Genomic DNA, 18,568 nt, shown 5'->3' on the forward strand with positions numbered 1-18,568 from the left:
ATTGATGCATTACCGATTACTCTCAGAGCAAGTAATTCTAAGAAAATAAAAACCACAAGGGCGTGCTTTATATGATCAGTACCGAGTCATTTATTGCGACTTTTTCAAGGCGCTACAAACTAGCTCTTTTAGTTATCGTACTGGCTATTACCACCTCATTTGTCACTTTAAACGAACAGCAAGTAAAGCAGCGAGATAACGCTAAAATTATCAATATTGCGGGCGAGCAACGTATGTTATCACAGCGTTTAGCCTTATTTACGCACCGTTTAGAGGCACCAGAAAGAGCGCAGAAAATTCAGCGCATTGCAACTAAACTGTTAGACAATCAGCAATTCTTAATAGAAAAACTCACAACAAAAAGTGCCGAAACACAAGCTAAGTTGACTCAACATTTCAAGACCACGCAACTCACCTCACGTTTAGAGCGTTACACCCACCTAGCGATTGAAGCGTCTAAAAAAAACTCAATGACAGACCTGAGGCAATTCGAGCAGTTTAATAGCGAGCAGCTTTTACTTGATTTAAACCATACCGTTACCTTGTTTGAACAAGCCAGTCTTGCACAACAATTAACATTACAAAGAATAAACCTAACCCTTTGGGGTCTTTCTCTACTGGTGATTTTATTCTTGGTGTTTGCGATTTTTAAACCAATGCAACGCTGGTTATCTGAGACCTATCAAAAACTATTGCTAGAAAAAAATCGCGTAAAAGACGTGCAATTTGCAATCAATCAGCATGCGGTTGTAATGCGTGTTGATAGCCAAGCGAATCTGCTTTTTTATAACAACAAATTCATCGAACAATATGGCTTCAACAAAAAAGAGCTACTCGGTCAAAATGTTAAAAGCTTACATAGCGGCATTCATAGCAAGGCCTTTTATCAAGAGGTAGACAATGCCATTAAGAATCGAAACGTTTGGCAAGGAGAGATTTGCAACCAAGCCAAAGATGGCCGACTTTATTGGTTTGATACCAGCATTGTGCCTATCAAACACATTGAGAATGAAGTAGATAGCTCTATCATCATTCAACACGATATCACTGAAAAGAAACGAACTTTAGAGACACTCACACAAATTCATAAGATCACCAGTGATCCGGCGCAGTCTTTAGACGAAAAAATAGAACGCTTACTGTTGCTAGGTAGAGAGGTGTTTAATTTACCTTTAGCGATTGTCAGTAACATAGACGAAGCTAAGAACACTTATTTAGTCAAATATGCCTCAACCCCTAATGGGGCTATAACTCCAGGCACAGTCTTCGAATACCAACACTCTTACTGTCTCCATACGCTTAAAGCAAATCATGCCATTGCCTATCATCATGTTGGGCAAAGTGATATTGCTACGCACCCATGTTATGAAAACTTTTCTTTAGAAAGCTATATAGGCTGTCCACTCGTTGTATCAGGCAAGCGCATTGGCACACTGAACTTTTCGAGTCCTGAAGTCACCCCACATGCTTTTACACAATCAGACCTCGAAATCGTGCAATTACTCGCCCACTGGATCAGCCATGAGTTTATGCGTGAAGAACAAGAAAACAAATTGCTTTCACAGCAACAGCTCATGACACAAATGAGTGAACAGGCCAATATAGGGGCTTGGGAAGTCGATTTAGTTGCAGAAAAAGTATATTGGTCAGACATGACCAAACAAATACACGAGGTAGAAGCTGATTTTGAACCACAGCTCAGCACGGCAATTAACTTTTATAAGCCAGGGTTCAATCAAGAGCGTATTTCAGAGCTGGTTGCCCAATCAATGCAAACCGGCGAGCCCTATCAAGAAGAACTGCAAATAATCACAGCCAAGGGCAATGAAGTCTGGGTTGAGGCCAAAGGGCAAACGGAATTTAGAGACGGGCAGTGTATTCGTATGTTTGGTTCATTCCAAGATATTACCGAGCGGGTCGAAGCGCAAAACAAACTGAAGTTCAGTAATCAAAGGCTCGAATTTGTCTTAGATTCAACTGGTGTCGGTATTTGGGATTGGGAAATTGACTCAGGTAAGACAACATATAATGAACGCTGGGCCAATATTTTAGGTTACAAACTAAAAGAACTTGAACCCACCAACACTTTGACTTGGGTTGACCTTGTTCACCCTGAAGATTTTAAATATTCAGAACATGCACTGCGAGAACATTGGAACCGAGAGAATGAGCTATATCTGTGCGAAATTCGCATGAAACACAAACTCGGTCACTGGGTCTGGATATTAGACACCGGCCGTGTGGTTGAGTGGCACATTGATGGCTCGCCAAAACGCATGATTGGTACCCATTTAGATATCAGTGCCTCTAAGCAAGCCGAACAAGAGATCCAAGATAAAAACGAGCGTATGGCACTGGCCGCCGACTCTGCAGGTATTGGTATTTTCGACTACAACTTAGAGGATGACTCCTTAAGCTGGGATAATTGGATGTTTAAATTGTATGGCATTCCGGAGTCTGATTTTTCGGCCGCGTATAACGCATGGGAGCAATCTCTTCACCCTGACGATAAAGTAAAAACAGAAGCATTATTAAGTGACGCGATTAAGCATGATAGTAAATTTGACACTCAATTTAGAATTATCTTACCCAATGGCCAAATTCGACACATAAAAGCGTCAGCCATCAACAAAGTCAATGAACACGGTCTAGTTACAAATGTCGTAGGTGTGAACTATGACGTAACAGAACGTGTGCAATACGAACAAGCATTACAACAAGCGAAAACCGCAGCCGAAACCGCGGTGGTGGCCAAAAATGAATTCTTAGCCAGTATGAGCCATGAGATCAGGACACCAATGAATGGGGTGATTGGTATGCTTGATTTACTCACAAGCAGTGAACTTTCGGATGAACAGCAGCACCGAGTCTCAATTGCACAAAGTAGTGCAAACTCACTACTGACCCTTATCAATGACATTCTTGATTTTTCTAAGATTGATGCAGATAAACTCGAATTAGAAAATATCCCTTTTAATCTTACGACTTTGCTTGGTGAACTGTGCGAGTCATTCGCCATGACCGTCGAAGCTAAGGGGCTAGAACTGATCCTCGACACAACCGAATTACCTAACCAATTGATTGTTAGCGACCCAGGAAGAATTAGGCAAATTCTCACAAATCTAATCGGTAATGCAATTAAATTTACCCATAACGGCGAGATTTTAGTTTCAGCTTATTTACAAGGTACTGACTTAAATAACCTAACTCTTATCTTAAAGGTTAAAGATACTGGCATTGGTATCGCGCAAGACAAGCAAGTACATGTTTTTGAAACCTTCAGCCAAGCTGACTCCTCTACAACCAGAAACTATGGGGGAACAGGCCTTGGCTTGGCCATTGTTAAAAAGCTCTGTAATCGTATGAATGGCTCAATCTCTTTACAAAGTACGCTAGGAGATGGCAGTGAGTTTACCTGTTCACTCCAAGTCTCTAGCTGTGAAAAGAATCACACTAAGGTGCCTGATGTAGACATTTCCTCACTGAATATTTTGGTCGTCGACGACAACGAAACCAATAGAGAAATTATAGACAAGCAATTATCGCAATGGGGCGCAAAAGTCACGACCTGCCATAATGGTGAGCAAGCCTTAACCATTTGTAAGAGCCAAACGGGAGCTATGTTTGATATCGCTATTTTAGATATGCAAATGCCAAATATGGATGGTGCTCAACTTGCACAACACTTGCAAAGTATCCCTGAGTGCGAGCAGATGCAACTTATCATGATGACCTCTATGCAAACCCGAGGTGACGCAAAATATTTTGCCAACTTGGGCTTTAAAGGGTATTTTCCAAAACCCACAACGACACAAGATTTATTAGGTGCACTCAAGATTATCTCTGATCAGGGAGACTCGTTAGAAAACGCCAAACCGCTTGTCACACATCATTATATTAATGAGTTGCAGCAGACTGATGACGCCCCTGAGATGGCTGACCAAAGCCCACTCCCACCATTGAACATTTTGCTTGTTGAGGATAATCCTGTGAACCAAATTGTGGCTAAAGGTGTGTTGAAAAGCTTAGGGCTGGAGTGCGATTGTGCTGAAAATGGGCAACAAGCTTTAACGCAACTAAAATCACAAGCAACGCCTTATGATGTCATCTTGATGGACATACAAATGCCCGAAATGGATGGTTTTCAAGCCACACGTCTTATCAGACAGGGTAAAGCGGGTTCACACCATCAATCTACCTATATCATTGCCATGACAGCCAATGCCATGAAAGGCGACAAAGAAAAGTGCTTAGATGCGGGAATGAACGAATATATTGCTAAGCCTATTAATCTTGAAGCACTGAGAAGCCAACTCTTAACTAGCCTAAAAAACTAATTGTCGGAATATATTAATATAATAACGCCCACGTAATGTGGCCGTTATTACTAAAGATTTTATTCGGAAAAGCTATATTCATTTCCATTATCGTGAAATGTCCGACCACTACTTTTTGAAAAACTATGACACACCTTTTGCTTATCTATCACTTTCAAATACTTTTTCCATAGCTTTGTAGCATATAAAGAGCATTCACCTATTTGACTGAGCTGTTCGACAAATACTTGCTCTTCTTCATTTTCAGGCAATAAACTTTGGTCAGCTAATCCACTTAACGTTTTTCCATATACCTCTAATGCATCAGCTTCTTTTAGAGTGAAATGCCCACTTCTTGCTAATCCATGAGTAAACATCTGATGACCATAGAATAACGTTTTACCTTTTCGAATCGTCGTATTCATATTTCCCCCTATTGGTTAGTCATACAACGGTAGATAAAATAAAATACAGCGCTTTATCTATACTCTGCTTTTATGAAAGAAGTATTTCATTTCTTAAAAATTACAAACCGCGAATATAGCCCAGCACATAAACTATTCTTTGAACTTTAAAATTAGAGTTTTAAAATTCCCCACACTCTTGTGATAAATTTGTGAATAATTAGCCATAGTTTCGCGATAACTGTCTTGCAAACTAGATTTGTGTTTAACAAAACTATAAAGAGCAAGACATGAACAAAGCAACAAGTGCACTCATCGCAGGACTAACATTAATGGCAGGCGGTACAGCAATGGCCGCTGATGTAGAAGTAAAAGTTACCAACCTCACACAAGGTATTTATTTCACCCCGCTCCTTGTCGCAGCACACAGCAGTGACGCACACCTTTACCAAATTGGCAGTAAAGCGTCTGAGCCATTACAAGCAATGGCTGAAGGCGGTGATATTTCAGGTCTTGCAGATGTGCTGTCAGGTATCGATGCAAGCGCTGCAGCAAACCCAGCTGAAGGGTTATTAGCACCTACCGCATCCACTATGGCGATGGTTGAAAGTTCTGAAACTAATTCAACCCTGTCTATTGTCGCCATGATGTTACCAACCAACGATGGCTTTGTAGGCCTGGATGCATGGCCTATTCCAACCGAAGCAGGCACATATCATATCTACCTAAATGCTTATGATGCAGGCACAGAAGCAAACAACGAGCTGGTTGTTGATGGTTCTGGTGCACCTGGCTCATTGGGTATTCCAGCCTCTCCGGGTATGGCTCCTGGTACGCAAGGCAGTGGTGTCACCAGTGAAGAAACCAACATGATGGTACATATTCACCGCGGGAATTTAGGTGATGACGAAGCAACAGGTGGTAAAAGCGATTTACACAATACAGTACACCGTTGGTTAAACCCAGTAGCTAAAGTGACTGTAACAGTAAAGTAAGGGGCCTAACATGAAAGCACTCAAAATATGTGCGCCTGTATTTGCAGGCCTATTACTCGCAGGTTGTGGCAGTGACGACAATGATGTGATGCTAGAAACACCTACGCCAACGCCACCAGCAGCAGAAGAAATTATGCTAAAAGTGACAGCAGTTAACCTCACTAACGGACAGCCACTTTCTCCTATAGGTATTGCACTACATAAAGAAGGACAATTTTGGCAAATCGGTGAGGCGGCCAGCGCCGAATTAGAAACCTTAGCTGAAGGAGGAGATAATTCCGGGCTACTCGGATTAGATGTGGTCATGATGTCGAGTTCAGCAGATGCCCCACTTGCACCTGGTGCAAGCCAAGAGTTAATGCTCACTACCGAAAGCCTTGAAGACTATAAATTGTCTGTAATTACCATGATGGTGAATACAAATGATGGGTTTACCGGTCTTAATGCTATGGACGTATCAAACCTAGCAGAAGGCGACAGTATTTCTATGCGTACCCATGCGTATGATGCAGGTACCGAAGCAAATACTGAAGCACAAGGCACTATTCCTGGTCCTGCAGATGGCGGAGAAGGCTTCAATAGTGCCCGAGAAGCCATGGATAAGGTCGCAATGCATCCTGGCGTTGTTGGTAATGATGACGGGCTCTCTAGCTCAGTGTTAGATAGCACGCATAAATTCGATAACCCACTGATGATGGTCACAATAACAAGAATGAAATAGGCCCTACATGCCCATTACACGGCGTGTAATGGGCATTGCAAAGTAAATCACAGCTTATTAGAGCTGAGATTTACTTTAAGAGGGTTGAAATATGCAGCATAAAGTATTGGTCGTTGAAGACGATCTCGATATTGCAGGGTTAGTTCAAGTGCATTTAAAAGAATTGGCACTTGATGTGGAGCACGTAAGCGATGGGGAAAGCGCCATGGCAAAATTAATGCAAGACCACTTCGACATCGTGCTACTCGATATTATGTTGCCTGGCATGGACGGTCTTAGTGTTTGCCGAGAGATCAAATCTCTATTTCCTCATATCAGCGTGGTATTACTGACCTCTAAAAGCAGTGAGATGGACAGAGTAATTGGCCTAGAGATTGGTGCCGATGACTATATTTGTAAACCTTTTAGCTATCGAGAATTCCAAGCAAGGATCAAAGCACAGATCCGCCATATAAAATTGCTCAAAATGCAGCAACAGCCAACTGATACAATCGCAACAGCGCCAACTGCCTTGATGTTAGGCACGCTGCAAATAGATACCGGAGGTCATGAAGTCTTTATCAATGATCAACTTATTGACCTCACCGCAACCGAATTTGATCTGATCCACTTCTTTGCCAAACACCCCAATCAAGTATTTTCACGTGCCCAATTACTCGAATCAGTTTGGGGTTATGACCACTCAGGTTACGAACATACCGTTAATTCACACATAAACCGTCTACGCAGTAAGTTAGGTAACTTATGCCAACAAGACATTATCGAAACCGTGTGGGGGGTGGGTTACAAACTTAACGCCAAATCATTGCAACAGGCATCATTATGATCCAATCTCTTTATCAGCGCCTCAGTCTGACCATTTCAACGGTGCTTTTCATCATACTCATTTCGTTTGTGACTTGGACACAATGTGTGTCTGAAGTGTCTCGATCTCAAGCTGAGCAAAAACTACATTTAGGCCTTGCAGAGCACCTCGCCAATGACAACCCCTTGCTAAAACAAGGCGTTTACGACTATAAGGCCCTTGAAAGCCTATTTCATACCTTAATGGTACTGGGCCCGTCTTTTGAATTTTACTTTGTCGATCCTAGCGGTAAATTAGTCACCTACTCCGCTAAACCTGGTGATGTTAAAAAGCAAAGTGTCGATTTACGCCCTTTGTTACAGTTGATAGAAGAGCCACACAACTTGCCAATTTTTGGCGATGACCCGCGCAGTTTTGATCAACAAAAAATCTTCTCTGTTGCACCGGTTTATAACAACGACACGCTTCAGGGGTATTTATATGTGATTATTGGCTCTTCAGCCTATGACTCTATTTTTACCCAGATCAGTAGTTCAGATCATTTATTTCAACATTCTGCTGGTTTGTTGATCTTAGTGATCATTTTACTATTCGTAGCGGTGTTATTGTTTCGCTATATCACTTCGCCTCTTAAACAACTTGGCGACTTTATTCACAAAGCAGAAGAGGCTAAATTCAATTTAACTGAGTTGACTATGCCCCAGTGGTCAAACTCTGATAACGAAGTCCACCAGCTTGGCAACAGCGTTAATCAAATGCTGGTGACCATTAATCAGCAGATGGCACAACTCACAGAACTCGACTCACAACGCCGTCAATTATTGGCCCACCTCTCTCATGATTTGCGTACTCCGCTTGCTTCATTGCAAGGGTACTTAGAGTTAATTGAAAAGCAGCATGCTAAGCCCGAGCAACAGATGCATTACCTTCAAGTTGCGCTGAAGAATTGCACCCAATTGAAAAGCTTAATCGACCAAATATTCGAGCTTGCACACCTTGAATCTGGTCATGCCAATGTACAATTTGAAGTGTTTAATTTAGGTGAGTTGATTTATGACATTCTGGCAAAGTTCGCGTTAAAAACTGAGCAAGCCAATATTACTTTAACTGTGCAACCCAAAACCTTTGATGCCCAAGTTTACTCTGACATCGCCAAATTAGAGCGGGTGCTAACGAACTTGATTGATAACGCCATTCGACATATGCCGTCGGGAGGAAACATCACCATCGAAGTCAGCGAACACAATAAACAATATGCGTTAGCTGTGCGTGATACCGGACTGGGTATCAATGCCAAAGAGCTGCCTTATATCTTTGAAGCCCGTTACAAAGCAAGTAACAGTCAGGGCTGTAAAAAGACCCATGCAGGTTTAGGACTGGCGATAACCTCCCGTCTTATTCGCTTATTAAAATCAGAGATCAAAGTTGATAGCGAATTAGGTAAAGGCACTGAATTTACTTTTGCTGTGCGTAAAGCCACAGATGCACTTAATTAGCCTGAACCTGGATTAATTTAATTAAACAACTTTCTTAGCTCGCTGGGCGTCATACCCGTCCAGCGTTTAAAGTTACGGCGAAAGTTTGTCACATCTGCATAATCTAGTTGTTGCGCAACTTGCTCGTTTGAGCACCCACGCTCACTAATATGGATCACCGCTTGCTGCTTTTGCAGTTGATCTTTCAATAACTGCAAACTGGTATTATGGGCTTTTAACTTCCTTTTTAACGTCGCAACACTTACACCTAAACATTCACTGAGCTCAGTTGCAGATTGCTTGGGGTTCAAAGCGAGTAATGAACAAACATACTGTAAAAACCCAACATGAGCTTCTGCATGCTTTGATTGTTGTAAATAGAAACCACGCATAGAAGTTAACGCTAAAGTTTGTGGCCGATACATGTAAGTAGTGGGCACACTCACCATAAAACAAGGCTGTGAAAAATGATATTGCAGCTGCAAATGCGATTGGTATTGTTCCACATGTTCAGGTTGAGTATAGGGCAGCTTGACTGTCAAATGCGACACCATGTCAAAGCGCCATCGGCATAATTGGTCAATCACGGCTATCAGAAATTCGGCCATAAACTCCATGCAAGGTGCTGACACCTGAGCTATCGCGGGATTCACGACAAAATGGTGCGCATTTGCGCTACGATAACTTTGAAAGAACATCAATGGCCAAATTTGCGCTTGCCTAACTTGTAAGACTCGACTCATATCTAACAAATTCCGGCTATTAAGTAGCGCCTGGAAAGCCGCTTCAGGTTGGCTAAATAGCCAATGTCTCGCCACTAAAAAGCTCACGCCATCTTGACGTAGGAGCGTTTGAGCATTGTCAAAAATTTGCGCTACCTGATTAAAACTCACTCGCTTGTTAGGCTGATGTAAGTCTTCATTAAACAGACGACTGCCTTTGAGTAACTTATGACTACTCACACCTCTTTGTTCAGCCATCTCAATCAAAGGCAGTAATAATGGCTGCATTACCAAAATAGGACTGTCATTTTCAAATACTTGCCTCATGCCGCGACCGCCTTGAGTTCTTTTAAGCTTTGGCTTAAACGTTGTAACAGGGTGTTGTGATCGTCATCTTTGCGCCCTGCCATACATTGCCATTGCACACCTTCAAACCCCAATACGCTATTATGATTATCATACGGCGTATGACTGGCCACCATTTGCGCCACCTGTTCAATCACGGCATGTGCTTCCACTAAATCAGTATCAGGTAATAACACAATAAACCTATCAGAGGCATAGCGGCAGGCCAAATCGGACTCCCGCAAGTTAAGCGTGATGATCTGACCAATATCTGAGAGCAAACTATTGCTTCGTACGCCCCCATATTTACGATTAAATTCACTGAACCCTTTGATATCAAGTAAAGCCATACAAAATCCATTACCACTGTCGCGGTAAGCGTGCAACTCGCGAGCGACCTGTTTTTTCATATAATCAGCGCGGTACAAACCAGTAATAAAATCTGTTAAGCCATGCTCACGATAGAAACGCTCTTTCTTTTGCAATAGGTGATTTAAGACCTGCTGTTCGTGATACCAAAAATACATTGCTAAACTCATCAGCCCCATTCCTAAAGTCGCAGGAAGCGCTTCTAAACTCGTTAACCAGTCATATTCAAGATCAAAGCGATAAAACTCATCTAAGAAGTCGAGCAACAAAGAAATATGTAAAGCACTCAAGCCAAGAAACAATAAGTTCGTTACCTTGCCTTTGGGTCGGGTGAGCAAGGTGGCCAGTAACCAAATCAAGGTCATCACCGCGATACCGCCCTCACCAAAGCAGTCAATCCAATCTATCTCGTTGGCAGGCTTGGCACTACCAAAAAGGCTCACCATGCATATTGCTGCGGCAATAAACACTCCTAGCAATAGTAATAGTCGCGTGTGAAGTTTTAAAAATGAATCGGTCATAACAGCAAATAAGCACTTAAAAGTATCACCATGCTACAAAGCTGGCAGGTTTTATCGTAGGGTCACTTTAGCTCATCAAAGGTGCTGCGATTATGACAACTCGGCACTTTTCCCCATGTTTTATGGCACTTAAAACAATCACACCAAGATTGTAGGGGGTCATATTGGCTCAATAAGGCAAAAAATACCGACGAAAAACCTCGTTTTTAGCGAATTTTGCCTACTTTGCTTTTGTACTGACATATTTCTTTAATCTGAGTTCTCTACTTTTGCCGTCGTTATCAATAAACCCAAATACTCCTGTGCAAACTGAGAAGAGAAAGATGAAAACACATAAACCGTCTAGATTTACTCGTTCTAAAATCGCATTAGCTACCACTTGTGCATTATTAAGTTCACACGCTTTTGCCAATACCCTTGAAGGTCGTATTACCGATGCCAATAATTCGGTGTACTTTGAAGGGGCCAAGATCAGCATAAAAGAATTAAACCGCACCATCAGCTCTGAGCGAGATGGTCGATTTCGCTTAACAAACCTGCCAGCTGGTCAATATACCTTGGTCGTGGATTATCTGGGCGCGAAAAGTGTCGAACGTCAAATCACCATTAAAGAGAATGAAGTACTCACTCAACGTATTGCACTTGAGAACCAAGACGCCTACATCGAAGATGTCATTGTGGTAGGTCAACGCGCTGGGCAAGCTGGCGCGCTTAATCGCCAGAAAAATGCCATGGGTGTAAAGTCTATTGTCAGCAGCGACTCTATAGGCCAGCTTCCTGACCAAAATGCGGCTGAAGCGTTACAGCGTTTACCCGGTATGTTTATTCAACGCGACCAAGGCGAAGGCCGATTTGTTGGCATTCGTGGTATCGACCCCAGTTTGAATAATGTCACCATCAATGGCGCAAATGTGCCCTCACCTGAATCTGGTGTTCGTAGTGTCGCGATGGACGTGATCCCAAGCGAGCTGGTGCAGAGCCTTGAAGTCAGTAAAACCGTTACCCCAGATATGGATGCCAGTGCCATAGGTGGCAGCATCGAAGTAAAAAGCTTAAGTGCCTTTGACCGTGAAGGTCAAAGCTACAGCGTGAGTGCACAAGCCACTTACAACGAACAAGTTGAAGCCACCAGCCCTAAGCTCTCTGCCAGCTTTACCGACGTTTATACCCTTAACAAACAGTTTGATCTGGGTATAGCCACAGCCCTATCTTGGTCTGAACGAGAATTTGGCTCGCACAATATGGAAACCGATGGTGGCTGGCAAATGCTCGAGCTTGAAACCGACAATGGTGAAGAAGTAGAACTATTTGGTGCTGAAGAAATTGAACAACGCCACTATAAAATTAAACGAGAACGACTAGGTGCAGCCCTAAACCTTGATTTGCACAGCAATGATTTCAGCAAATACTACCTGCGTACACTGTATAGCGAGTTCTCAGATGATGAGTTCCGTCTGCGCAATGAGTATAAGTTTGATAAAGGTGCATTAGTCTCAGGTCAATTTAACGACGCAAGCGCACAGTTTAGTGGCGCAGAAATGGATCGTGACACCAAAGACAGATATGAGTCGCAAACCATTTTGTCATTAGTAACAGGTGCCGAACACCAACTAAGCGATTGGTTTGTGGAGTATAGCGTGGGGTATTCTAAGTCTTCTGAAGAAGAGCCCAATCGCATTGATGCCGATTTTGCGGGAGAAGACTTTACACTCGGCTACAGCCACTTAGGCCAAGCCCCTGCCCTGACACAATCAGCCAATGCCCACCAGCTCGAAAACTTCGAATTAGATGAGTTGGTTTGGGAAAACAACAATACTGAAGATGAAAGCCTGAGTTTAAAGCTCGATTTAAGCAAGGACTTTACCTTAGCTGGCTACAACACCCAACTCAAATTTGGGGCAAAATATGCGCAACGTAAGAAATTCAATGATGTGCGCACGACAGTGTTCGATGGTGGCTTTAACGATGCCACAGCTGCGCAATTTGCTGCGCCATCGCCCGATTGGTCACTCAGTGCTTTTGGCCCGGGTTTATCGCGCTCTGAGATTGCGCGCTTTGTCGCGACCAACCGCACTGAGTTTGACGTTAATCAATTAGATTCTGATATCGAAACAAAAGGCAAAAGCTTCACTAGCAACGAAGATATCTTTGCCGCTTACGCCATGTTCACTATCGATATGGGCGCTTGGCAAGTGATCACAGGTCTGCGCTATGAAGCGACTGATTACAGCACATCAGGTAACAAAGTTGAGCTAATTAAAGACGAAGTAAACGATGATGAGCGTGTTGAGATTAACCCTTGGGCGGTTGATAAAGACTACAGTCATTTATTACCGAATTTAACTGTTCGCTACGATATTAATGACAAACTCGTGACGCGCTTTGCCTACACCAGCACCCTAGCAAGACCGGGCTTCTCAGATTCTGCGGCATTTCAAATCATTGAATCAGAAACCACCGAAGAAGATGGCCAGATTGAAACCGAGCGTAAGGCTGAAGTCGGTAATCCGCATTTAGACCCATATGAATCGACGAACCTTGACTGGTCAATTGAATACTACCCGGGTCATATTGGCGTAATTTCAGCCGGTGTTTTCTACAAAGACATAGATAACTTTATCGCCACAGAAGAAGTGCAAGATAACGGGCAATGGGATGGCTTTAAAGAAGTGATGCAAGCAGTCAATGGGGGTGAGGCCAGCCTCTCAGGCGTTGAACTTGCTTATACAAAGAACTTCAAAAATGGCCTGATGCTGTCAGCAAATGGGACTTTTATTGATGCCGACGACAAGCTGCCAAATCAGTCTGACACCGTTGCGAATTTAATGTTCGGCTATGAAAGCGATCATTTTAGTACGCGTTTAAGCGCAAGCTATAAAAGCAAAAGCTTCTCTCATGAAGATAACGATGCCCGCGTGATGCAAGACGCACACACTCAGTTAGATTTCAGCGCCAAGTACTATTTTAATGACCAAACGCAGATCTATTTCAATGCGGTCAACCTAACCGATGAGCCTTACTACCTTTACCACGGCCAAAGTCAATATAACTATCAATACGAAACCTATGGTCGCTCGTTTGAGCTGGGCTTCACATTGACCTCTTTTTAAATTTTTAACTTTATGGAGCCGCAAGTAAAAAGCTTGCGGCAGCAGTATGAAAAAGTCTCAGTTAACTTCTCTCATCACAGCCACTTTGCTTACGGTCGGTTGTAGCTCAGTCGCGCTACACGCTAAAGACACACAGCAAAATATCGCCTTTTTAGCTTTTGGAGATGGTGGCTACCATGTCGATTATCCAAAACAAAAGCACATTGATAAACCGAAAACAAAAGAGGAGTTTATCGCCGCAGAAAAAGCCGACTGGCTTGCTGAGCATCGCCCGATTGACGAATTTGGCCATGCACCTATTTATGTTTATCCCGGTACAAATATAGCCACAGAGCAAGGTGGTGCCTTACCTGTCGGCAAAGCCATGGCTGAATTTTGTAAGACCGCACAGTGTCAGTTTGGCATTCAGTTGGGCGACAACATTTATCCCGATGGCGCCGATGCAAAAGATGGTAAAGACGATCAACAACGTATGAACGATCTGATCAAAGCTCCATTACAGCCTTTATTTGATCAAAAACCGGATCTTGTTGTTTACTCTGCACTCGGTAATCACGATTGGAAAACCTCTCGTAAAGGCGTTGCGCTGCAAACAGAATGGATGAAAACACAGCCTAACTTTTACATGGCTGAGCGCGGCTATTACAGCTATAAAAAAGGCTCACCAGGTAATGATGTGGAGTTTTTTGTACTCGACACCAATTTGTTGCTGTCGGGTCAACACTTCTATGAAGTGCCACTGTTGCCTGATGGCTCAGAGCAAGGACTCGCGTCAGCCTTGGCTTCTGGGGCTGCCAGCGTGGAAGACATTGAAAAACATGAAGAGCCTGTAAATGGAGAAGATCACAAGCAACTTGCTTGGCTTGCCAAAGGCTTAAAAAACTCAACAGCTAAATGGAAAATTGTCTACGGCCACCATATTTTATGGTCAATCGGCGGCACCAAGTACGATGAAGGCCATGTCTTGCGACGCTTGATTTTGCCGGAGTTGTGCCTATACGCGGATGCTTATATTGCAGGTCATGAGCACGACTTAGAGCTACTGACCGATGACTGCTCACGCGTACTGCCGGGCAATAACAAACCTAAGCTACCACTTATCATCAGTGGCGCAGCTTCAAAAATGCGTGGCACGCATACCCCCTTTGCCGAGCAGCAAGAAAAGCGTTATCCAGAATATGACTTAGTGTGGTCGAAGAGTTTTACCTGGGGCTTTGCTCACATAGAGCTGGATAATCAAGCAGATGAAATGAAAGTACAATTTTATTCAACACCAATCGATGGCAATGGCAAACCAGTAAAAGAGCATAGTTTTAGCTTCAAGCATCGTAGTGACTAACCTTTTATTTAGTTAACCTGAGCTTTGGTTAAGAGATTTTCTAACATATTGATATTGAAATAAAAAGTGCTTTTCAAGTCTGCAGCCGGAGACTTTTAGCGATAACAAGGCGAATTTACGCGTCAATAGCTGGCCTATTGCAAGTAAATTCAACGCAGTTAACGTTGAAAGTAGCCGCTGGAGATAGATTTATTATCCAGAGCTCAGGTTAGTTAACAAACGCACACAAAAAAGCCAGTGTAAACACTGGCTTTTCATTTAAGTTACGAGAGATTATTACTGCTGAATACGACGTATACTTAAGTTATCACCACCATTACTACTGACTTGCTGAACTAGGCTAACGCCTGCAACATCCAGAACATGGAGTGTTTCCATGGTATGCGCTGTTTCAGAATCTTTAGATGTCTCCTCAGCTAACACATAGAAGTGTTCACCAATTTGACCACCGTTATGATCTATATCCGCACTGAATAGGCTATAAGCTTTGCTGCCAGATTGCGTTTCAAGTGACCCCGTCGAGCCTGTACCTGGCACAATGGCAATGTACGATACAACTTCTGTAGTATGCCCTTCGTTCAATGTATCTTGTTCGAAAAATGCAGCTTTAAAGCCAGTATTTGAGGTGTCTTTCACACGAGTCGCAATCGTGTGACCCCCCTCATAAGTTTGTACTTGCAAGAAGACATACGGGTTATTCGCAAAACTCTCTGCAAAGCTGATGTCTTTGAATGTTTTCGTACCATCTAGTTCAAAGCTTCCCACCTCTAGAATGGTACCGTCAGCCATCGTATAACGACCTTGCTCAAGGGCCATGTAATCAAATGACTCTTTATTTGGATGCACTTGGTCTAAGTAATTCCACTCTTTAAAAGCAACTTCAAAGCTTGTTGGCGTAACATTCTGCAGACGATTCACACCGCCATGACCACCATTAAACGTTGGTGCAGATGTGAATACTGCTGGCTCGTAAAAGTTCGTATCAGCAAAACCATAGGTACGCCAAGTGTGATCTAAGTCGTTCACTATCGTATTCGATAATAGCGTAATTGTGTTGTCTAATGCACAAGGGTCTTGCGTATAGCATGCTACTGCGCTATCTGTTTTAGTTGCTAAGTCATTAATACGTAGCGGTAATGTAGCGACTAAGCAGGTGCCCCCTGTTTCTGGGTTCAACTTATACAATTCAGATTGGTTTTTATGACCATGATCGTTAATAACTGTACGACTGATCAGCATGTCACCATTTTGAGCCAGCGTCGCACCTGTCACAGCAATAAGGTTGTGATCAGATAACTTACTCATGCTGTAATTTTCTGGATCTGAACGATCAATTAGATAAGTTGAACTTGACGTTACTAAGTACAGCTCACCATCTTTAAACACTAAATCGCCACGATATTGCCCGTCAACGCCATCAAAGTGCATGAGCGTTGTCGCGTTGCCATTTGATTTATCAATACGATACAACTTACTATAACTATTCGCGATAAGTTGATCGTTTTCAGCATCATACGCCATGCCAATAACCGACTTCGTTGTGCCCTCAACTCTGTGGTGTGTTTGTGTTGCAAAGTCATAATAAGCCAGACGGCTGTATTTAAAGCGATCGCCCTGAACCGGAATTTGCGCAAGTACTTCTTCTGACACATTCAACCCGCTTAAATCCACTTTATATTCAAAGGGAATTGGTGAAGACGCATAGTACATACGATTTAATGTAGAATCATACGCCATGGCGGCTGAGCTAAATTCAGCCATTGAAAGCGCTGTAGCCGTTTTATCTTGCTCTTGCAGACTAAATAAAACGCCAGGTGCACCGCGACCAGAATTAATAGAAAATAGTTCGCCTTCACAGCTATTAGCTTCTACTTGAGTGGCAAGTGTTGTTGTAGATAATGCAAAAACAGAAAGTAAAGTGTGTGACATCTTAAGCATAATTAGAACCCTAATTCATATCCTAATAAACAAAATGACACAAAGAAATGACACATATAATCCGATTTATGTGGGCCTTAATCCCTAAAGGTAGATGCTTCCATTATAACTTTGTAACCTAAATAGAATATGCCCACCTTAACATTAAGATGCAAATATTTTATTAATGTAAATAATTAAGCGGTCGAATTTAGAGGTTAAGTGGCATTCACCTTACCTTATAATTCATCGACATCATGATATTGCAACAGCTCAGGCTGCGCTAAAACAGCATCTTTGATTGCCTTGTCTAATCGCTGAAGAAGTGTTTTCGGCACACCCTTATTACATGCATACCCAAGCTTTGATTCTAGTAGAGGGAGTAACAAACGATAATTTTGCGGGTCTATTTTTGCGCGCTTAAATTGGTAACGCGCAATCGCATCACCATATGCAATCAAATCAACCCGCTTATAATCGACCATTCTTACTAGCTCAAGGCCTGTTTTCAAATAAACAAATTGAGATTCAGGGATCCCAAAATCCAATAAAGACTGATGACCAATATCGTTTTTAACAACACCAAAAGTTAATGTTTTATCTCGTTTTAACTGCTCAATCGAGATGCCACTATTTTTATGTGCAATCACAGCAACCGTATTGGGAATCACCAAACCTACAAAATTAAATAATTTTGCTCGAGATTCTGTATAAGTCATCGAAAATACACAACTGTTTGCTTGTTGCTGTACCGCCTTATAAGCACGCGGCCATGGGGTTAGCATGATATTTGACGCATCCATATGCCAATCAAGGTTTTGATACGCTGTGCGGAGCACATTAAAAGCTAGCCCGTGTAACTGACCTTGGCTTTGATAATTGAAAGGTGGGTAATCTTCGGTATACCACTGAGTATCAGGTGTAGAGAGTTGTAAGCTTATAGACAGTATGAATGCATTGAGCAACAGACCCGACATACACCTTTCTCTAAAAATTTAACCATGAGAAAAGTATAGGACATGCATCTCAATGAAGGGCACAGATTCTGAATTTTCACTCATTCACTTGCCACTTAGCAGCACTGAAAAAGATTCAAAGTGCCTAGCGCTTAATGATCTCGCTTCTCATTGGTGCCAACTTGGCGAGTACCCGATTTTGCTCACGATAACTGACTCCTGCATCTTCCATCGCTAATACCAATAACTCGACTACACGGTTAAAATCTGCTTCATTGATATTCATGCCGGTGTGAATATCAATCATGGAGTCTCCTGTATATTCACAAGGCCCACCACTGATGTCACACATGTGAGTAATAAAGCCAGCGCGAAAGTGACTGACGCTCGATTTAGCAAAGTACGGTAAAATGGCTTTATCTTTCGCAATTCGCTTAATAAATGCATCAACAATGCGCTCTATACCTTGCTCAGCACCGAGTTGTTGATACAAACTGAGCTTAGGCTTCGACGAACATCCGCTAAGACTAACTATTAATAAGGCGCCTATGATGAAAAGGACTCTACGCATGA

The 18,568-nt window shown here is 42.6% G+C and carries 13 protein-coding genes; 7 read left to right on the forward strand and 6 right to left on the reverse strand.

Annotation, left to right across the window (positions count from 1 at the left end):
- The first annotated feature begins 71 nt into the window (after positions 1 to 71).
- The gene (locus C1E24_RS11225; RefSeq protein ID WP_138481482.1) at positions 72 to 4,337 is read left to right on the forward strand and encodes a PAS domain-containing protein; all 4,266 of its coding nucleotides are present in this window, start codon (positions 72 to 74) and stop codon (positions 4,335 to 4,337) included.
- 59 nt (positions 4,338 to 4,396) lie between these two features.
- On the opposite strand, the gene maoP is transcribed toward C1E24_RS11225, so the two are convergent.
- Positions 4,397 to 4,741 carry a DUF413 domain-containing protein gene (gene maoP / locus C1E24_RS11230; RefSeq protein WP_138481483.1) on the reverse strand — a complete coding sequence of 115 codons (345 nt, stop codon included), beginning with the start codon at positions 4,739 to 4,741 and terminating at the stop codon, positions 4,397 to 4,399.
- Positions 4,742 to 5,010: 269 nt separating this feature from the next.
- On the opposite strand from maoP, the gene C1E24_RS11235 reads away from it, so the two are divergent.
- The 4 genes from C1E24_RS11235 (at position 5,011) to C1E24_RS11250 (ending at position 8,737) form a co-directional block, all read left to right on the forward strand.
- Positions 5,011 to 5,715 (forward strand): spondin domain-containing protein, encoded by a 705-nt coding sequence (locus tag C1E24_RS11235; protein ID WP_138481485.1) that lies wholly within the window; start codon positions 5,011 to 5,013, stop codon positions 5,713 to 5,715.
- Between the two features lie 10 nt (positions 5,716 to 5,725).
- Positions 5,726 to 6,436, forward strand: a complete 711-nt coding sequence (locus tag C1E24_RS11240; protein WP_138481487.1) for a spondin domain-containing protein — start codon at positions 5,726 to 5,728, stop codon at positions 6,434 to 6,436.
- 91 nt (positions 6,437 to 6,527) lie between these two features.
- Positions 6,528 to 7,262, forward strand: a complete 735-nt coding sequence (locus tag C1E24_RS11245) for a response regulator transcription factor (protein ID WP_138481489.1) — start codon at positions 6,528 to 6,530, stop codon at positions 7,260 to 7,262.
- Positions 7,259 to 8,737 (forward strand): sensor histidine kinase, encoded by a 1,479-nt coding sequence (locus tag C1E24_RS11250; protein WP_138481491.1) that lies wholly within the window; start codon positions 7,259 to 7,261, stop codon positions 8,735 to 8,737. The genes C1E24_RS11245 and C1E24_RS11250 overlap by 4 nt, the downstream gene beginning before the upstream one ends.
- Positions 8,738 to 8,754: 17 nt before the next feature.
- Here C1E24_RS11250 and C1E24_RS11255 read toward each other — a convergent pair whose 3' ends face one another.
- Positions 8,755 to 9,765, reverse strand: a complete 1,011-nt coding sequence (locus C1E24_RS11255; protein ID WP_138481493.1) for a helix-turn-helix domain-containing protein — start codon at positions 9,763 to 9,765, stop codon at positions 8,755 to 8,757.
- Positions 9,762 to 10,673, reverse strand: coding sequence for a GGDEF domain-containing protein (locus C1E24_RS11260; protein ID WP_138481495.1), 912 nt, complete (start codon positions 10,671 to 10,673; stop codon positions 9,762 to 9,764). Before C1E24_RS11260 ends, C1E24_RS11255 begins: the two co-directional genes overlap by 4 nt.
- Before the next feature lie 323 nt (positions 10,674 to 10,996).
- On the opposite strand from C1E24_RS11260, the gene C1E24_RS11265 reads away from it, so the two are divergent.
- The gene (locus C1E24_RS11265) at positions 10,997 to 13,783 is read left to right on the forward strand and encodes a TonB-dependent receptor (RefSeq protein WP_138481497.1); all 2,787 of its coding nucleotides are present in this window, start codon (positions 10,997 to 10,999) and stop codon (positions 13,781 to 13,783) included.
- A 46-nt stretch (positions 13,784 to 13,829) separates the two neighbouring features.
- Positions 13,830 to 15,122 carry a metallophosphoesterase gene (locus C1E24_RS11270; protein WP_138481499.1) on the forward strand — a complete coding sequence of 431 codons (1,293 nt, stop codon included), beginning with the start codon at positions 13,830 to 13,832 and terminating at the stop codon, positions 15,120 to 15,122.
- A gap of 276 nt (positions 15,123 to 15,398) precedes the next feature.
- On the opposite strand, the gene C1E24_RS11275 is transcribed toward C1E24_RS11270, so the two are convergent.
- From C1E24_RS11275 to C1E24_RS11285, 3 genes are all read right to left on the reverse strand, one after another.
- On the reverse strand, positions 15,399 to 17,060 hold the full coding sequence (locus C1E24_RS11275; protein ID WP_138481501.1) for a hypothetical protein: 1,662 nt from the start codon (positions 17,058 to 17,060) through the stop codon (positions 15,399 to 15,401).
- A 218-nt stretch (positions 17,061 to 17,278) separates the two neighbouring features.
- Positions 17,279 to 18,016, reverse strand: coding sequence for a substrate-binding periplasmic protein (locus tag C1E24_RS11280; RefSeq protein ID WP_138481503.1), 738 nt, complete (start codon positions 18,014 to 18,016; stop codon positions 17,279 to 17,281).
- 124 nt (positions 18,017 to 18,140) lie between these two features.
- On the reverse strand, positions 18,141 to 18,566 hold the full coding sequence (locus tag C1E24_RS11285; protein WP_138481505.1) for a group I truncated hemoglobin: 426 nt from the start codon (positions 18,564 to 18,566) through the stop codon (positions 18,141 to 18,143).
- Between the last annotated feature and the right edge of the window lie 2 nt (positions 18,567 to 18,568).

Source organism: Pseudoalteromonas phenolica, from assembly GCF_005876835.1.
In the GTDB taxonomy this organism is placed as follows: Bacteria; Pseudomonadota; Gammaproteobacteria; order Enterobacterales; family Alteromonadaceae; genus Pseudoalteromonas; species Pseudoalteromonas phenolica_B.

Bases quoted from the DNA above. Each gene is read 5' to 3' on its own strand.
- maoP (WP_138481483.1), bottom strand. From the start codon at position 4,741: ATGAATACGACGATTCGAAAAGGTAAAACGTTATTCTATGGTCATCAG.
- C1E24_RS11240 (WP_138481487.1), top strand. From the start codon at position 5,726: ATGAAAGCACTCAAAATATGTGCGCCTGTATTTGCAGGCCTATTACTC.
- C1E24_RS11225 (WP_138481482.1), top strand. From the start codon at position 72: ATGATCAGTACCGAGTCATTTATTGCGACTTTTTCAAGGCGCTACAAA.
- C1E24_RS11270 (WP_138481499.1), top strand. From the start codon at position 13,830: ATGAAAAAGTCTCAGTTAACTTCTCTCATCACAGCCACTTTGCTTACG.
- C1E24_RS11255 (WP_138481493.1), bottom strand. From the start codon at position 9,765: ATGAGGCAAGTATTTGAAAATGACAGTCCTATTTTGGTAATGCAGCCA.
- C1E24_RS11260 (WP_138481495.1), bottom strand. From the start codon at position 10,673: ATGACCGATTCATTTTTAAAACTTCACACGCGACTATTACTATTGCTA.
- C1E24_RS11280 (WP_138481503.1), bottom strand. From the start codon at position 18,016: ATGTCGGGTCTGTTGCTCAATGCATTCATACTGTCTATAAGCTTACAA.
- C1E24_RS11285 (WP_138481505.1), bottom strand. From the start codon at position 18,566: ATGCGTAGAGTCCTTTTCATCATAGGCGCCTTATTAATAGTTAGTCTT.
- C1E24_RS11265 (WP_138481497.1), top strand. From the start codon at position 10,997: ATGAAAACACATAAACCGTCTAGATTTACTCGTTCTAAAATCGCATTA.
- C1E24_RS11250 (WP_138481491.1), top strand. From the start codon at position 7,259: ATGATCCAATCTCTTTATCAGCGCCTCAGTCTGACCATTTCAACGGTG.
- C1E24_RS11235 (WP_138481485.1), top strand. From the start codon at position 5,011: ATGAACAAAGCAACAAGTGCACTCATCGCAGGACTAACATTAATGGCA.
- C1E24_RS11275 (WP_138481501.1), bottom strand. From the start codon at position 17,060: ATGCTTAAGATGTCACACACTTTACTTTCTGTTTTTGCATTATCTACA.
- C1E24_RS11245 (WP_138481489.1), top strand. From the start codon at position 6,528: ATGCAGCATAAAGTATTGGTCGTTGAAGACGATCTCGATATTGCAGGG.